Below are 16,198 nucleotides of genomic sequence, written 5' to 3'. Positions count from 1 at the left end.
GCGCCGGCCCTCGTGTCACCAGCGCAGCAGCCGCGGCCCGATCAGCGCGCCGACCACCACCGGCAGTGCCATGCCGGCGACATACCAGACCGCCAGGAACGGCGCGGTCAACTCGACGCAGTGCAGCGCATAGAGCGCGGCGCCGGCGCCGCCGGCGAGCCCCCCGGCCGCAGCGCCGGCCAGCGCGGGCCGCGTGGGCGCCAGGCTCTTCATGGCCGCCAGAGTGGCGATGAAGACCGGCAGCGCGATCACCCCGATGCTGACCAGGCACATGCGCCATGTCTCGCCCATCAGCAGCGGCATGCGTTCCCCGGAGGGCGCGGCGAACCAGCTCATGGCCGCCATCACCCACAGCGCGAGCACCGGCAGCGCGATGCCGAGCCATGCGCCGCGCACCCGCACGCCAGGGCGGGCGACGCGCTGTGCCACGACGAAGGCCCCCACCGCGATGCACAGCGGGAACAGCAGCTTCATCCAGAACATGGGCCAGAACATCGCCTGCACCAGGTCGGGCCGCACGCCATAACCAATCAGCACGATGGCGGCCGACACCGGGAGGCCCGCAAGCAGCGCGAATTCCATGCGCCGCGCAGCAGCGCGGCGCGGCACGGCGGTGGGCCCTGAGGCCAGCATGGCGACGAGATCGTCGGTCTTCATTCTGTCTTGCTCCTGATCCTGGCGGCGAGCGCCTTCAGCCCGCGATGAATGCCCACTTTCACCGCCGATTCGGACATGCCGGTCAGCCCGGCCGTCTCGGCCACCGACAGGCCTTCGATCTTCACGTGCACGATCGGCAGGCGCTGGCGCTCGGGCAGCGTCTGCAGCAGCCCGTGGAGGTCGCGGCGGGCGTCGCTGGCGTCGGTGGCCGAGGCCGCGAACACCTCGAGTTCGTCGTCGAGCGGGTCATGCAGCGCCTCGCGCACCGACTTGGAGCGCAGCAGGTCGATCATCTTGTAGCGCGCAATGGCGTGTACCCAGGCCGTCAGCGGCTGGTCGCTCTGGTAGGTATGGCGCTGGTTGTGCATGGCGAGCAGGCATTCCTGGACGAGGTCTTCCACTTCATCGGGCCAACCGAAGAGCCGTCTGGCCAGAAACGCGCGCAAATGCGCGCTCAGCTTCTGCAGGAATTCGCGATAGGCTGCGGCGTCACCGTCGAGCCCGCGCAGAAACAGGCTTCGCAGCGCCATCTCCGCCTCCCTCATTCGCATTCCGCTGTCCATTGTGTTTCGTGCCATCGGACCGGCCAGTTACAGCCTTGTCGAAAAAAGATGTTGCGGATTGTGCCCTGCCCGACCGGCGCCCCCGGTCGGCCGTCGGCTAAGCTCGCCGCCAACCCGTGGAAGGAGCGCTTCATGCCACCGCCCGATTCCCGCCCGCCTGACCGCTTTTCGCCGCTGGCCCGGGCCTGATGCCGATGTTCGCCGGACTGGCATCCCACCCCTGGGCGTATCCCGCGCTCGAGGCGGTACACATCGTGGGCATCGCGCTGCTGTTCGGCGGGCTCGTGGTGTTCGAGCTGCGGGTGCTCGGACTGGGCCGCGGCCTGCCGGTGCCGCAGCTTGCGCGCATCACCCTCGTTCCGGCCTTGGCGGGCTTTCTGCTCTGCGCGGCTACCGGCCTCACGATGTTTGCCACCCAGCCGGACGAATTGCTGTCGAATGCCGCGTTTCGCATCAAGCTCCTGCTGATCGGCCTGGCGGGCGCCAATGCGCTCTGGTTCCACCTGCGCGGCGGGCTGGCCGCGGACGGCACCCGGGGCCGGACGCAATGCCTGCTGTCGCTGGGGTTTTGGCTCGCTGTCATCATCTGCGGGCGCTGGATTGCCTATGTCTGAGCAAGGAGACCGAGAAATGATTCCGAGACGCATGTTCACCGCCGGTTCGCTGGCGCTCGCACTGCCGGCCTGGGCCCATCACGGCTGGAGCAGCTTCGACCAGGACCGGCCGCTCTACCTCGCGGGGCGCGCGACCAAGGTCGTGTGGCGCAACCCGCACGGCGAGCTCGAGCTCGAGCGGCCCGAGAGCCCGAGCCTGCCAGCCGACCTGAAGCAGCGCACGCTGCCGCCGCAAAGCGCCGCGGTCGATGGCCCGGCGCTGCTCGCCAAGGCGCAGTTGCCAACCCGGCGCGACCGCAAGTGGCTGGTCGAGCTCGCGCCGCTCACGCGACTCTCGGCCTGGCGCGTCGAGGAGATCAAGCCCGGCACGCCCGTGGAGGTGATCGGCTTCACGTTCACGGGCGAGAAAGGCGATCCGGTGCTGCGCGCCGAATACCTGTTCGTCGGCGGCAAGGTCTACGGCCTGCGCTCCTCGCCGGCCTGACTCCGGGGCTGCGGCCCGAAAGGGCATTGACCGATGACGCGCGCGGCCGGCTTGCCAGCCGCGCGACGGATCGGTACATTGCATTTTTTGAGGGCCTCCAATGCCAGCAGACAGCACAGCGACCTCTGCCGCAGTCCCCGCGACGCCGGCGCTTCCCGTTTCGCCCCTTCCTCCCGTTTCCCCCCTTGCCCCGATCCCGTCCCTGCCACCGGCCGGCCACATCCGGCTGACCTCGCATGCGGGCGGCTTCGGCGCGCTGCCGATCCGCTGGGCCGCGGCCACCCCCACCGAGCGCGGTCCGGTGGTCGGTACCACGACCAAGCGAGCGCACCGCAACGTGATCGGCACGCACAGCGGCTCCTACAGCGTCTACCGCGCGCTGGCCGTGGCGGCCGGCGCCCTCAAGCGCGAGCACAAGGCCGACCTGACCAACACCTCGCCGACCGACGTGATCGGCCCCTATCCGCAGTGGAGCGAGCCGGGGCGCATCGTCTCGCTCGACCCGTGGGGCGCGCTCGTGGCCGATGTCTTCTCCACCGAGTTGGCGGCGGGCTACGACATCCGCCCGACCATCGCGATCACCAAGGCGCACGTGATCCTGCCCGAGGTGATCGAGGCGCTGCAATCGGGCCGGCTCCAGGCCGACGGCAAGTTCCTCACCGCGGGCGGCGCCGCGCTGGTGACCAAGGCCGCCATCGAGCCCGTGTGGTACCTGCCCGAAGTGGCGCGGCGCTTCGGCTGCTCCGAGACCGACCTGCGCCGCACGCTGTTCGAGGAAACGGGCGGCATGTACCCCGAACTCGTCACGCGCTCCGACCTCGAGGTGTTCCTGCCGCCCATCGGCGGGCAGACGCTCTACATCTTCGGCAACCCGCGCGACCTGGCCAACCCCGAGGTCGAGCTCACTGCGCGCATCCACGACGAATGCAACGGCTCCGACGTCTTCGGCTCCGACATCTGCACCTGCCGTCCCTACCTCACGCACGCCATCGAGGAATGCATCCAGGGCGCGCAACGCGGCGGCGTCGGGCTGATCGCCTATTCGCGCAAGGAAGGCCGCGCCCTCGGCGAAGTGACCAAGTTCCTGGTCTACAACGCGCGCAAGCGGCAAGTGGGCGGCGACACGGCCGACCAGTATTTCGCGCGCACCGAATGCGTGGCCGGTGTGCAGGACATGCGCTTCCAGGAGCTGATGCCCGACGTCTTCCACTGGCTCGGCATCCGGAAGATCCACCGGCTCGTGTCGATGAGCAACATGAAGTTCGACGCCATCACCGGCTCGGGCATCGAGATCGGCGAGCGGGTGAACATTCCCGACGCACTGATCCCGGCCGACGCGCGCGTCGAGATGGACGCCAAGATGGCGGCCGGTTATTTCACGCCGGGCCCCGTGCCCGACGCGGACGAACTCAAGAAGGCCAAGGGCCGGGGACTGAGCGAATGAACGACAGCCGACACGACGACGACAACCCCAACGATCATCTTCCCGTCGACGGTTCGGGCAGCCTGGCGCCGGGCGCCGCGGGCGAGGTCGACCCGGCCATCGAATTCGCGGTCGACACCAGCAACCCGGCCGGCGCCGCACGCCTGCTGCGCAGCACCGACGAGATCCGCCGCCGCGCGTCCGGCCTGCTGGCGCGAGCGCGCCGCGGCGAATCGGCATGGTTCCGCATCGGCGCCGACGATGCGCTCGAAGACGCGGCCCGCAGCGTGGCCGAGGTCACGCGCGAGCGCTATCCGTGGGACAGCATTCCGTACCACAGCCGCTGGCGCCATTTCGAGGCCGGCGGCGTCGATCGCCTGGCCCGCCTGAACGAGATGCTCGGCGATGCCGACGCGCGCCAGCGCGCCCGCGCCCACATCGACCTGGTGCTCGTGAGCGTGCTGCTCGACGCCGGCGCCGGACCCGACTGGCACTACACCGAGCCGGCCAGCGGCGAGCGCTTCACGCGCTCCGAGGGCCTCGGGATCGCCAGCTTCCATGCCTTCACGAGCGGCATGTTCTCGTCGCGCGACGGCCATCCGCTGCAGGTCGATGCCGCGGGCCTGCGCGCCCTGGTGACCGACCGGCTCGGCGCGGCTTTCCAGGTCAGCGAGGTCAACCCGCTGGTCGGGCTTGCCGGTCGGGCCACGCTGCTGCGCCGGCTCGGCGAGGCGTTGGCCGATCAACCCGAGTACTTCGGCGACGAAGGCCGTCCCGGCAACCTGTTCGATGCGCTGGTCGGCCCCTTCGGTCCGGCCGCGCCACCGACCGCCGAGGTGACGGCGCACCAGATGCTCACGCTGCTGCTCGACGCACTCTCGCGCATCTGGCCTGCGGCCAATGCCGTCGACAGCATCGCCGCCGACGGCAGCGACGTGCTGGGCGGCATCGGCGCCAACGACCCGGCGCTCGCGCTCGGCGACTGCTGGCGCCACAGTGCGGTGACCGGGCCGGGCCTCACCAACGGATGGATGCCGTTCCACAAGCTGTCGCAGTGGCTCACCTATTCGCTGCTCGAACCTTTCGAGTGGGCGGGCGTGAAGGTGCGCCAGGTCGGCGCGCTGACCGCCCTGCCCGAGTACCGCAACGGCGGCCTGCTGATCGACAGCGGCGTGATCGTGCCGAAGGACCCCGCTTTCCTCGCGCGGCGCTGGAAGGCCAGCGACGAATTCATCGTCGAATGGCGCGCGCTGACCGTGGCGCTGCTCGACGAAGTGGCGCCGCGCGTGCGCAAGGTGCTCGACCGCACCGAAGAAGAACTGCCACTCGCCTGCGTGCTCGAGGGCGGCACCTGGGCCGCGGGGCGTGCGCTGGCGCAGCGCCTGCGCGACGGCGCCCCGCCGCTCCTGATCGAAAGCGACGGCACCGTCTTTTAGACTCGAGGGTTCACTCCCGCAACGGCGAAAAATACCAATGAGCAACGTCCACCTCCTCGACCACCCCCTCGTCCAGCACAAGCTCACGCTGATGCGCCGCAAGGACGCTTCCACCAACAGCTTTCGCCGGCTCCTCAACGAAATCAGCATGCTCATGGCCTACGAGGTCACGCGCGACATGCCGATGCAGGACATCGAGGTCGAGACGCCGCTCGAAACGATGCAGGCCAAGGTCATCGACGGCAAGAAGCTGGTGCTGGTGTCGATCCTGCGCGCAGGCACCGGCATCCTCGACGGCATGCTCACGGTGGTGCCGGGCGCCCGCGTCGGGCACATCGGCCTGTACCGCGACCCGAAGACGCTGACCGCGGTCGAGTACTACTTCAAGATGCCCGGCGAGATGGAGAACCGCGACGTGATCGTGGTCGACCCGATGCTCGCGACGGGCAACTCGGCCGTGGCGGCGGTCGAGCGACTGAAAGAGCTCAACCCGAAGTCGATCAAGTTCGTCTGCCTGCTGACCTGCCCCGAAGGCGTCGCGACCATGCAGAAGGCGCACCCGGACGTGCCGATCTACACCGCTGCGATCGATCGCGAACTCGACAGCCACGGCTACATCCTGCCCGGCCTGGGCGACGCCGGCGATCGCATCTTCGGCACGAAGTAAAACCACCCCCGTCCCTCGCTCACTGCGTGTAGCTCGACTCCCTCTCGAGAGGGCAACACCGGCGGCCCGGCAAAGCCGGTTCCGCGGTGTTCCTGGTAGGGGCCAGGCTGGGACCATGGCACGGGGATTGCAGCGCCAGTTTTTTTACGATCGAGGAGAAGACCCGTGACAGCACGCCGCCAGATCATCATCCGTTCCGCCGCCCTTGCCGCCGCCGCTCTGGCGGTCGGCCTCCCTGGCCTTGCGCTCGCGCAAGCCAAGCTCAAGGTGGCGGCGGTGTACACCGTTCCGTTCGAGCAGCAATGGGTGGGCCGCATCCACAAGGCGCTCAAGGCCGCCGAGGCGCGCGGCGAGATCGAGTACAAGGCCACCGAGAACGTCAGCAACGCCGACTACGAGCGCGTGATGCGCGAATACGCCACCGCGGGCAACCAACTGATCCTCGGCGAGGTCTTCGGCGTGGAGGCCGCGGCGCGCAAGGTCGCGAGAGACTTCCCGAAGGTCGCCTTCCTCATGGGCTCGTCGCTGAAGCCGCAGGCGCCGAACTTCAGCGTGTTCGACAACTACATCCAGGAGCCGGCCTACCTGAGCGGCATGGTGGCAGGCGGCATGACCAAGACGAACCGCATCGGCATGGTCGGCGGCTTTCCGATCCCCGAGGTGAACCGGCTCATGAACGCCTTCATGGCCGGCGCGAAGGAAACGAACCCGAAGGTCGAGTTCAGCGTGAGCTTCATCAACAGCTGGTTCGACCCGCCCAAGGCCAAGGAAGCCGCCTTCGCGATGATCGACAAGGGCGCCGACATCATGTACGCCGAGCGCTTCGGCGTCTCGGACGCGGCCAAGGAAAAGGGCAAGCTCGCGATCGGCAACGTGATCGACACGCAAGCGCAGTACCCCGACACGGTGGTGGCTTCGGCGCTGTGGAACTTCGAGCCTTCGGCCGACCGCGCCATCAAGCTCGTGAAGGAAGGCAAGTTCGCGGCCGAGGACTACGGCGTCTATTCGCACATGAAGCACAAGGGCTCCGAGCTCGCGCCGCTCGGCACCTTCGAGAAGAAGGTGCCGGCCGACATCGTCGCCAAGGTCAAGGCGAAGCAGGCCGACATCCTGGCCGGCAAGTTCACCGTGAAGGTGGACGACAGCCAGCCCAAGTCGACCGCGAAATGAGCACGGCGACAACGACCCGACGCTGGCGCGTTCTTCTCGCCGCCGGCGTGCTGGCGCTGGGCCTCGGCGGCTGCGCCGGCATCAACAAGGGCGGTGCGGCCGGCGGAACGCGGCTCGACGACACGCCGCGCCTCGCGGTGATCTCGGCCTTCGAACCCGAGCTCACGCTGCTGCTGCCGCGCGTGCAGGGCGCGGCCCGGCACAGCGTGAACGGGGTGCAGTTCACCACCGGCACGCTCGAGGGCAAGCCGGTGGTGCTGTTCCTCTCGGGCATCAGCATGACGAACGCGACCATGAACACCCAACTCGCGCTCGACCGCTTCCGGGTCACCGGCATCGTGTTCAGCGGCATCGCGGGGGGCGTGAACCCGCAGCTGCACGTGGGCGACGTCACGGTGCCGGCCCAGTGGGGCCAGTACCTCGAGGTGCTGATGGCACGCGAGACCGCACCGGGCAAGTTCACCGCCCCGCCCTTCATCACCGATGCCACGCTGCCGAACTTCGGCATGCTGCATCCGCGGCCGGTCGAGGTGCGCTCGGCGGCCATGCCGCAGGTCCACCGCAAGTTCTGGTTCGAGGCCGATCCGAAGATGCTCGAGGTGGCACGCGGCATCCGCAGTGTCGACCTCGCGCATTGCAGCAGCGCCGGCCGGTGCCTGTCGCGCAAGCCGCAGCTGGTGGTGGGCGGCAACGGCGTGTCGGGCCAGGCCTTCATGGACAACAAGGCCTTCCGCGAATACACGCATCGCACCTTCCAGGCCAACGTGCTCGACATGGAAACCGCCGCCGTCGGCATGGTGGCCTACAGCAACGGTGTGCCCTACATCGCGTTCCGCTCGCTCAGCGACCTCGCGGGCGGCGGCGACGGCGAGAACGAAATGGGCACCTTCATGAACATCGCTGCCGACAATTCGGCCAAGGTCATGCTGGCGTTCCTGGCGGCATGGAAGTGACCAGCGCGACGGTCCTGCGGCTGCAGGACATCACGAAGCGCTTCGGCGCCCTCGTCGCCAACGACGGCATCTCCCTCGAACTGCGCGCCGGCGAAGTGCTGGCGCTGCTCGGCGAGAACGGCGCGGGCAAGTCGACGCTGATGTCGATTTTGTTCGGCCACTACGTCGCGGACGCGGGCCGCATCGAGGTGTTCGGCACGCCGCTTCCGCCGGGCAACCCGAAGGCCGCGCTGGCCGCCGGCGTGGGCATGGTGCACCAGCACTTCACGCTGGCCGACAACCTCAGCGTGCTCGACAACGTGATGATGGGGACCGAGCCGCTGTGGCGTCCGGTGTCACGCCGCGCGGCCGCGCGCGAGCGGCTGCTGCAGGTGGCCGAGCGTTTCGGCCTGCCGGTGCAGCCCGATGCGCGGATCGGCAGCCTGTCGGTCGGCGAGCGGCAGCGCGTGGAGATCCTCAAGGCGCTGTACCGCGGCGCGCGCATCCTGATCCTCGACGAGCCGACGGCGGTGCTCACGCCGCAGGAGAGCGAGGCGCTCTTTGCCACGCTCGCGCAGATGGTGGCGCAGGGCCTGTCGGTGATCTTCATCAGCCACAAGCTCGGCGAGGTGCTGCGTGTGTCGCACCGCGTGGCGGTTCTGCGCGGCGGAAAGCTCGTGGCCGAGGCCCGCACGGCCGACGCCACACAGTCGCAACTTGCGCTGTGGATGGTCGGGCATGCGGTCGAGGCGCCCGAGCGCCGGCCGCCGCGCTCGGTGGGCGACGCGGTCTGCGTGCTCGACCATGTGAGCACCGCGGCCGAGAAGCACGGCGCCTACGACCGGCTGCGCGAGGTCTCGCTGACGCTTCGCGCGGGCGAGATCACCGCGATCGCGGGCGTCTCGGGCAATGGCCAGGTGGCGCTGGCCGAGCTGCTCTGCGGCACCCGGCGCGCGGCCAGCGGCACGGTGCAGCTGATGGGCCGCGCGCTGCCGCCCTCGCCCGCCCGGCTGGTGCAGCGCGGCGTGGCGCGCATCCCCGAGGACCGGCACGCCGTCGGCGTGGTCGGCGACCTGCCGGTGTGGGAGAACGCCGTGTCCGAGCGGCTGCGCAGCCCCGCCTTTTCACGCGGCGCGATGTTCGTGCGGCGTGCGGCCGCGCGGCTGCATGCGCGGCGCATCGAGAAGGCGTTCGACGTGCGCGGTGCGGGGCTGATGTCGCCAGCCCGCTCGCTTTCCGGCGGCAACATGCAGAAGCTGATCCTCGGCCGCGCGCTGCTGCCGCCCGGTTCGGCGGAAGGCACCGGCACCGGAAAGCAGCCGCTTCAGCCGCCGCGCCTGATCGTCGCGCACCAGCCGACCTGGGGCCTCGACATCGGCGCCGTGGCCTACGTGCAGCAGCAGCTCATTGCCGCGCGCGACGCCGGCGCGGCGGTGCTGGTGATCTCGGACGACCTCGACGAAGTGCTGGCGCTCGGCGACCGCGTGGCAGTGATGCACGGCGGCCGGCTCGGCGAGGCCCGCCCCGCAGCGGCATGGACGCGCGAGGCCATCGGACTCGCGATGGCCGGTGCGGCAGCGGCGCATCCCCCAGGAGTTGCAGCATGATGCGGCTCGAACGACGCCACCAGAGCTCGCGCGCCGCGCTGGTGCTGGCGCCCATCGGTGCCGTCCTTTTCACGATGGCAGTGAGCGCCCTGCTCGTGCGCTGGGCCGGCGCGCCGGTGGGCCGCACCTATGCCCTGCTGCTCGAAGGCGGCTTCGGCTCGGTGTTCGCCTGGAGCGAAACGCTGACGCGCGCGATCCCGCTGATCCTCACGGGCCTGGCGGCCACGGTGGCGTTCAAGGCCAGGCTCTTCAACATCGGCGCCGAAGGCCAGCTGTTCGCGGGCGCCCTGGCCGCCGTCGCGGTGGGCGGCATGCACGGCGGAACGGGCCTCGCGCTGCCGCCATGGCTGCTGTTCCCGCTCATGATGCTGGCCGCCGCGGCGGCCGGCGCCCTGCTGCTGCTCGGCCCCGCGCTGATGAAGAACAGGCTCGGCGTCGACGAGGTTGTGACCACGCTGCTGATCAACTTCATCGTGCTGCTCGGCGTTTCGGCGCTGCTCGACGGGCCGATGAAGGACCCGGCCGCGATGGGCTGGCCGCAAAGCGTCTCGCTGAATCCTGACCTCGAGCTCGGCAAGCTGATCGTGCAGACGCGCGTGCACACCGGCCTGGTCTGGGCCGTGTCGCTCGCAGTCATCGTGTGGGCCATCTTCAAGCACACGGTGCTAGGTTTCGACATCCGCGCTGTGGGCGCCAACGCGCGCGCGGCTGCCTTCGCCGGCGTACCGGTCACGCGCACGGTGGTGATGGTGGCGCTGCTCTCGGGGGCGCTGGCCGGCCTGGCGGGCGCCATCGAGGTGGCGGGGCGCACGAGCTACGTCACGCTCGACATGTCCCCAGGCTACGGCTACACCGGCATCGTGATCGCGATGCTCGCGGGGCTGCACCCGCTCGGCGTGGTGGCGGCGGGCGTGTTCGTCGCGGGCGTGCTGGTGGGGGCCGACACCATGAGCCGCGCGGTCGGCGTGCCGACCTACATCGCCGACGTGATCGTCGCGGCCTCGCTGATCGCGGTGCTGGTGGCGACGCTGCTCACGCAATACCGGGTGCGGATCGCGAAATGACGGACCTCCTCGACATCCTCGCCAATGCCTCGTTCTGGGTTGCGGTGCTGCGCATCGCCACGCCGCTCATCCTCGGCACGCTCGGCGTGCTGCTGTGCGAACGCGCGGGCGTGCTCAACCTCGGCATCGAGGGAATCATGGTCGCGGGCGCCTTCAGCGGATGGCTCGCGGTGTATGCGGGTGCGCCGCTCTGGGCGGGCGTGGGCGTGGCGGCGGTCACCGGCGCGGTGTTCGGGCTGCTGCATGCGTTCCTCACCGTGGGCCTGGCGCTGTCGCAGCATGTCTCGGGCCTCGGCATCACGCTGCTGGCGACGGCGCTGAGCTACTTTGGCTACCGCGTGAGCTTTCCGAAGGTCGACACGCCGCCGACGATCACGCCGTTCGCGCCGATGGACTGGCTGCCGGTGCCGGTACTGAACGCGCAGACCGCGCTGACGCTGTTCGCGCTGTTGCTGGTGCCGGCGGTGGGCTGGCTGCTGTACCGCACGCCGCTCGGCCTCGCCCTGCGCATGGTGGGCGAGAACCCGCAGGCCGCCGAAAGCCAGGGCGTGTCGGTCGCTGCCACCCGAACGGGCGCCATCGTGGCGGGCTCGGCGCTTATGGGCGTGGCGGGCTCGTTCCTCACGCTGTCGGCCTTCAACGCCTTCTTCTTCAACATGGTGAACGGGCGCGGATGGATCTGCGTCGCGCTCGTGGTGTTCGCCTCATGGCGGCCCGGCAAGGCCCTGCTCGGGGCGCTGCTGTTCGCGTTCTTCGACGCGCTGCAGCTGCGGCTGCAACAATCGGGCGATGCCGTGCTGCCCTACCAGGTCTACCTGATGCTGCCGTACCTGCTGTCGATCCTGGCGCTGGTGCTGGTCGCGCGCAAGGCCAGCTATCCGCAGGCACTCATGAAGCCGTACCGCAAGGGCGAGCGCTGAGCCTGCGCGGCGCCCCCAAAAACCGTTCCACGATGCTCGATCTCCTCGTCACCAACGCCACCCTCACCGACGGCCGCACCCACATGTCGGTGGCGGTACAGGCCGGCCGCATCACCGAGGTGAGCGAAGGCCTCGACGCCCCGGCCCATGAAAAGCTCGATGCGGAGGGGCTGCTGCTCGCGCCGCACTTCGTCGATCCGCATTTCCACATGGACGCGACGCTGAGCTACGGCCTGCCGCGCGTCAACCAGAGCGGCACGCTGCTCGAGGGCATCGCGCTCTGGGGCGAGCTCAAGCCGCTGCTCACGGCCGAGGCGCTGATCGAGCGCGCACTCGCCTACTGCGATTGGGCGGTGGCCAAGGGGCTGCTCGCGATCCGGTCCCATGTCGACACCAGCGACCCGAGCCTGCTGGCCGTGGACGCACTGCTCGAAGTGCAGCGCCGGGTGGCGCCATACCTCGACCTGCAGCTCGTGGCCTTTCCGCAGGACGGCGTGCTGCGCTCGCCCGGCGGACTCGACAACCTGCGGCGCGCCCTCGACAAGGGCGTGGACGTGGTCGGCGGCATTCCGCATTTCGAGCGCACCATGGCCGACGGCGCAGTCAGCGTGAAGCTGCTGTGCGAGATCGCGGCCGAGCGCGGCAAGCTGGTCGACATGCACTGCGACGAGTCGGACGACCCGCTCTCGCGCCACATCGAAACGCTGGCCGCGGAGACGTTCCGCCTCGGCATGCAGGGCCGCGTCACGGGCTCGCACTGCACCTCGATGCATTCGATGGACAACTACTACGCGAGCAAGCTGATGCCGCTCATCGCCGAGAGCGGCGTGGCCGTGGTGTCGAACCCGCTCATCAACATCACGCTGCAGGGCCGCCACGACAGCTATCCAAAGCGCCGCGGCATGACGCGCGTGCCCGAGCTCATGGCCGCGGGCGTGAACGTCGCCTTCGGCCACGACTGCGTGATGGACCCGTGGTACGGCATGGGCTCGGGCGACATGCTCGAGGTGGCGCACATGGGCCTGCATGTGGCGCAGATGACCAGCCAGGCCGGCATCCGCCAGTGCTTCGAGGCCGTGACCACGAATGCCGCGCGCGTGATGCACCTCGAGGGCTACGGCCTGGAGGCCGGCTGCGACGCGAGCTTCGTGCTGCTGCAGGCGCGCGATCCGATCGAGGCAATCCGGCTGCGTGCCGCGCGGCTCAAGGTGTTTCGCCGCGGGCGCCTGCTGGCCGAGACGCCTGCCGCGCGGGCAGCGCTGCACCTGCCGGGGCGGGATGGGCAGACCGAATGGATGAGCGGTCGGCCGAACCGTGGCGGCTAGACATCATGGTCGCCGCTTAAACCCAGGCAGGCCAACCTGCGGGCGCTGTCGGACCGGCGGACTGGCGATGTGGACGGGCTTCCGAGCGGCCAGACCACCATGCCGGCATTCAAGGAGGGCCGATGCCCTTGCGGGATGATAAATTCGAAGGCTTCGTGAGCGGCATCGTTCATTCCTTTGTGCTGAAGAGGTCCCCCCATGGCAGCCGAAAAATCCAAGATCATCTACACCCTGACCGACGAGGCGCCGCTGCTGGCGACGGCGTCGCTTCTGCCCATCGTGCGCACGTTCGCGGAAGCCGCGGGCGTCGAAGTCGAGACCAGCGACATCTCCGTGGCCGGCCGCATCCTTGGCCAATTCCCTGAAGCTCTGGCCGAAGACCAACGCGCACCGGACAACCTGGCTGCTCTGGGCACGCTGACGCTCAAGCCCGAGGCCAACATCATCAAGCTGCCCAACATCAGTGCTTCGGTTGGCCAGCTCAAGGCGGCGATCAAGGAACTGCAGGACAAGGGTTACAAGATCCCCGACTACCCCGAGAGCACGAAGACCGACGAAGAAAAGGACATCCGCGCGCGCTACAACAAGTGCATCGGCTCGGCCGTGAACCCGGTGCTGCGCGAGGGCAACTCCGACCGTCGCGCGCCTGCCGCCGTCAAGAACTACGCGCGCAAGAACCCACACAGCATGGCGGAGTGGAGCCAGGCCTCGCGCTCGCACGTCTCGCACATGCACGGCGGCGATTTCTATCACGGCGAAAAGTCCATGACGCTGGACCGCGCACGCGAGGTCAAGATGGAGCTCATCACGAAGAGCGGCAAGACCATCGTGCTCAAGCCCAAGGTCGCGCTGCTCGACCGCGAGATCATCGACTCGATGTTCATGAGCAAGAAGGAGCTCGTGTCCTTCTACGAAAAGGAGATCGACGACGCGTTCAAGACTGGCGTGATGTTCTCGCTGCACGTGAAGGCCACGATGATGAAGGTCTCGCACCCCATCGTGTTCGGCCACTGCGTGAAGATTTTCTACAAGGAAGCGTTCGAGAAGCACGCCAAGCTGTTCGAAGAGCTGGGCGTCAACGTCAACAACGGCATGCTCGATCTGTACGACAAGATCAGCACGCTGCCGCAAAGCAAGCAGGACGAGATCAAGCGCGACCTGCACGCCTGCCATGAAGGCCGACCCGAACTGGCCATGGTCGACTCGGCCAAGGGCATCACCAACTTCCATTCGCCCAACGACATCATCGTGGACGCTTCGATGCCCGCGATGATCCGCAACGGCGGCAAGATGTGGGGCGCCGACGGCCGCCTGAAGGACGTGAAGGCCGTGATGCCCGAATCGACCTTCGCGCGCATTTACCAGGAGATCATCAACTTCTGCAAGTGGCACGGCGCATTCGACCCGAGGACCATGGGCACGGTGCCCAACGTGGGCCTGATGGCGCAGCAGGCAGAGGAATACGGCTCGCACGACAAGACCTTCGAGATCGCAGAAGCCGGCGTCGCCAACATCACCGACCTGAACACGGGCGAAGTCCTGCTGAGCCAGGAAGTGGAAGCCGGCGACATCTGGCGCATGTGCCAGGTCAAGGACGCAGCGATCCGCGACTGGGTCAAGCTGGCGGTCACGCGCGCGCGCAACTCGGGCATGCCGGTGGTGTTCTGGCTCGACCAGTACCGCCCGCACGAAGCGCAGATGATCACCAAGGTCAAGATGTACCTGCACGAGCACAACACCTCGGGCCTGGACATCCAGATCATGAGCCAGGTGCGTGCGATGCGCTACACGCTCGAACGCGTGGTGCGCGGGCTGGACACCATCAGCGCGACCGGCAACATCCTGCGCGACTACCTGACCGACCTGTTCCCCATCATGGAACTGGGCACCTCGGCCAAGATGCTGTCGATCGTGCCGCTGATGGCGGGCGGCGGCATGTACGAAACGGGTGCCGGGGGCTCCGCGCCCAAGCACGTGCAACAGCTGGTGGAAGAAAACCATTTGCGCTGGGACTCGCTGGGCGAATTCCTCGCGCTGGCGGTGAGCCTGGAAGACCTGGGCCTCAAGAACAACAATGCGAAGGCCAAGCTCTTGTCCAAAACGCTCGACGCAGCCACCGGCAAGCTGCTCGACAACAACAAGGGGCCGTCGGCCAAAACCGGCCAGCTCGACAACCGCGGCAGCCACTTCTATCTCGCGCTGTACTGGGCACAGGAATTGGCGGCACAGACGGAAGATGCCGAGCTGCAGGCACACTTCGCACCGTTGGCCAAGTCACTCGCGGCCAACGAGCAGAAGATCGTCGCCGAGTTGGCGGCGGTGCAAGGCAAGCCGGCCGACATCGGTGGTTACTACAAGCCCGACACGGCCAAGACCGAAGCGGTCATGCGCCCCAGCGCCACCTTCAACGCGGCACTCGCAGCGGTCGCCAGTTGAGTCTCTGACAGGTCCGGCGCGGGGCGCATCGCCCTGCGCCGCGCCGCGCCGCTCACCCGGGACTTGCCGGCTCCCACCGCGCGGCCAGCAGCGCCAGCGTTTCACCTACGGGCTGTTCGACTTTCAAGGTCAGCAAGTGGTCGGCGCGCGTGCGCCCCAGATTGACGGCCGCGATGGGCTTACCAGCAGCAGCCGCGGCCTGTACGAAGCGAAACCCGGAATAGACCATCAACGACGAGCCGGCCACCAGCACGGCGTCGGCCTCGCCGAGCGCCGCAAAGGCGGCGGCCACGCGGTCGCGCGGCACGCTTTCGCCAAAAAACACCACGTCGGGCTTGATCAGCCCGCCGCAATGGACGCAGACCGGCACGTCGAAGGTGCCGAAGTCCTGGCCCTCGAGGTCAGCATCGCCGTCGGGCGCTGCGCGCGCCTCGAGCGCGGCAAAGCGCGGGTTGCGCTCGCGCAGCGCCACCTGCAGTTCGGCGCGCGGCGATCGCCGCTCGCAACCCATGCAGCGCACGGTGTCGATGCGGCCATGCAGGTCGATCGCGCCTCTGCTTCCCGCCGCCGCATGCAGCCCGTCCACGTTCTGTGTGAGCAGCAGCCCGACCTGGCCGGCCGCCTCGAGCCGCGCCAGTGCGCGATGGGCCGCGCCCGGACGCGCACCCGCCATCGTCGGCCAGCCGACCAGGCTGCGCGCCCAGTAGCGGCGGCGCGTGGCCTCGTCGCCCATGAAGGCCTGGTACGTGACCGGCGCCGGGCGCTTCCATTCGCCCCGGGCATCCCGGTAGTCGGGAATGCCCGACTCGGTGCTGCAGCCCGCGCCGGTGAGCACGAAGAGCGAGCGGTGGCGGCCGACGAAGTCGGCGAGCGCGGCAGCGTCTGCTGGCATGGGGCGAC

General features: G+C 68.7%; 15 protein-coding genes. 12 read left to right on the top strand and 3 right to left on the bottom strand.

What is annotated here, in order from left to right; genetic code table 11:
• Positions 1–15 precede the first annotated feature (15 nt).
• Together AC3A6G_RS09880 and AC3A6G_RS09875 are read right to left on the bottom strand one after the other, a co-directional pair.
• The gene (locus tag AC3A6G_RS09880) at positions 16–657 is read right to left on the bottom strand and encodes an NrsF family protein (RefSeq protein ID WP_487859256.1); all 642 of its coding nucleotides are present in this window, start codon (positions 655–657) and stop codon (positions 16–18) included.
• Positions 654–1,235 (bottom strand): sigma-70 family RNA polymerase sigma factor, encoded by a 582-nt coding sequence (locus AC3A6G_RS09875; protein ID WP_487859257.1) that lies wholly within the window; start codon positions 1,233–1,235, stop codon positions 654–656. Before AC3A6G_RS09875 ends, AC3A6G_RS09880 begins: the two co-directional genes overlap by 4 nt.
• A 179-nt stretch (positions 1,236–1,414) precedes the next feature.
• Here AC3A6G_RS09875 and AC3A6G_RS09870 point away from each other — a divergent pair, with 179 nt between their 5' ends.
• The 12 genes from AC3A6G_RS09870 to AC3A6G_RS09815 all read left to right on the top strand — a co-directional run bounded on the left by AC3A6G_RS09870 (position 1,415) and on the right by AC3A6G_RS09815 (position 15,298).
• A complete protein-coding gene (locus AC3A6G_RS09870) occupies positions 1,415–1,834 on the top strand; it encodes a hypothetical protein (RefSeq protein WP_487859355.1) in 420 nt (139 codons plus the stop codon).
• 16 nt (positions 1,835–1,850) lie between these two features.
• On the top strand, positions 1,851–2,318 hold the full coding sequence (locus AC3A6G_RS09865) for a DUF6152 family protein (RefSeq protein WP_487873605.1): 468 nt from the start codon (positions 1,851–1,853) through the stop codon (positions 2,316–2,318).
• Positions 2,319–2,418: 100 nt separating this feature from the next.
• A complete protein-coding gene (locus AC3A6G_RS09860; RefSeq protein WP_487859259.1) occupies positions 2,419–3,762 on the top strand; it encodes a GTP cyclohydrolase II in 1,344 nt (447 codons plus the stop codon).
• Positions 3,759–5,177, top strand: coding sequence for a URC4/urg3 family protein (locus AC3A6G_RS09855; RefSeq protein WP_487859260.1), 1,419 nt, complete (start codon positions 3,759–3,761; stop codon positions 5,175–5,177). Before AC3A6G_RS09860 ends, AC3A6G_RS09855 begins: the two co-directional genes overlap by 4 nt.
• Positions 5,178–5,214: 37 nt before the next feature.
• Entirely contained in the window at positions 5,215–5,844 is a 630-nt protein-coding gene (gene upp / locus AC3A6G_RS09850; RefSeq protein ID WP_487859261.1) for a uracil phosphoribosyltransferase, read from the top strand.
• Between the two features lie 165 nt (positions 5,845–6,009).
• Positions 6,010–7,014 carry a BMP family protein gene (locus tag AC3A6G_RS09845; RefSeq protein WP_487859262.1) on the top strand — a complete coding sequence of 335 codons (1,005 nt, stop codon included), beginning with the start codon at positions 6,010–6,012 and terminating at the stop codon, positions 7,012–7,014.
• Complete coding sequence (locus AC3A6G_RS09840) at positions 7,011–7,967, top strand: 5'-methylthioadenosine/S-adenosylhomocysteine nucleosidase (RefSeq protein ID WP_487859263.1); 957 nt, start codon at positions 7,011–7,013, stop codon at positions 7,965–7,967. Before AC3A6G_RS09845 ends, AC3A6G_RS09840 begins: the two co-directional genes overlap by 4 nt.
• A complete protein-coding gene (locus AC3A6G_RS09835; RefSeq protein ID WP_487859264.1) occupies positions 7,958–9,553 on the top strand; it encodes an ABC transporter ATP-binding protein in 1,596 nt (531 codons plus the stop codon). The genes AC3A6G_RS09840 and AC3A6G_RS09835 overlap by 10 nt, the downstream gene beginning before the upstream one ends.
• On the top strand, positions 9,553–10,617 hold the full coding sequence (locus AC3A6G_RS09830) for an ABC transporter permease (protein ID WP_487859356.1): 1,065 nt from the start codon (positions 9,553–9,555) through the stop codon (positions 10,615–10,617). Before AC3A6G_RS09835 ends, AC3A6G_RS09830 begins: the two co-directional genes overlap by 1 nt.
• Positions 10,614–11,537, top strand: a complete 924-nt coding sequence (locus AC3A6G_RS09825; protein ID WP_487859265.1) for an ABC transporter permease — start codon at positions 10,614–10,616, stop codon at positions 11,535–11,537. Before AC3A6G_RS09830 ends, AC3A6G_RS09825 begins: the two co-directional genes overlap by 4 nt.
• A gap of 32 nt (positions 11,538–11,569) precedes the next feature.
• Entirely contained in the window at positions 11,570–12,862 is a 1,293-nt protein-coding gene (locus AC3A6G_RS09820; protein WP_487859266.1) for an amidohydrolase family protein, read from the top strand.
• Between the two features lie 198 nt (positions 12,863–13,060).
• Complete coding sequence (locus AC3A6G_RS09815; RefSeq protein ID WP_487859267.1) at positions 13,061–15,298, top strand: NADP-dependent isocitrate dehydrogenase; 2,238 nt, start codon at positions 13,061–13,063, stop codon at positions 15,296–15,298.
• Between the two features lie 52 nt (positions 15,299–15,350).
• Here the strand turns inward: AC3A6G_RS09815 and AC3A6G_RS09810 are convergent, their stop codons facing one another.
• A complete protein-coding gene (locus tag AC3A6G_RS09810) occupies positions 15,351–16,190 on the bottom strand; it encodes an NAD-dependent protein deacetylase (protein WP_487859268.1) in 840 nt (279 codons plus the stop codon).
• Between the last annotated feature and the right edge of the window lie 8 nt (positions 16,191–16,198).

The sequence above is a fragment of the Variovorax sp. Soil_C_26 genome, assembly GCF_057657075.1.
Note: the sequence above shows the minus strand (reverse complement) of the source record. Positions and strands in the feature narration are given on the sequence as shown.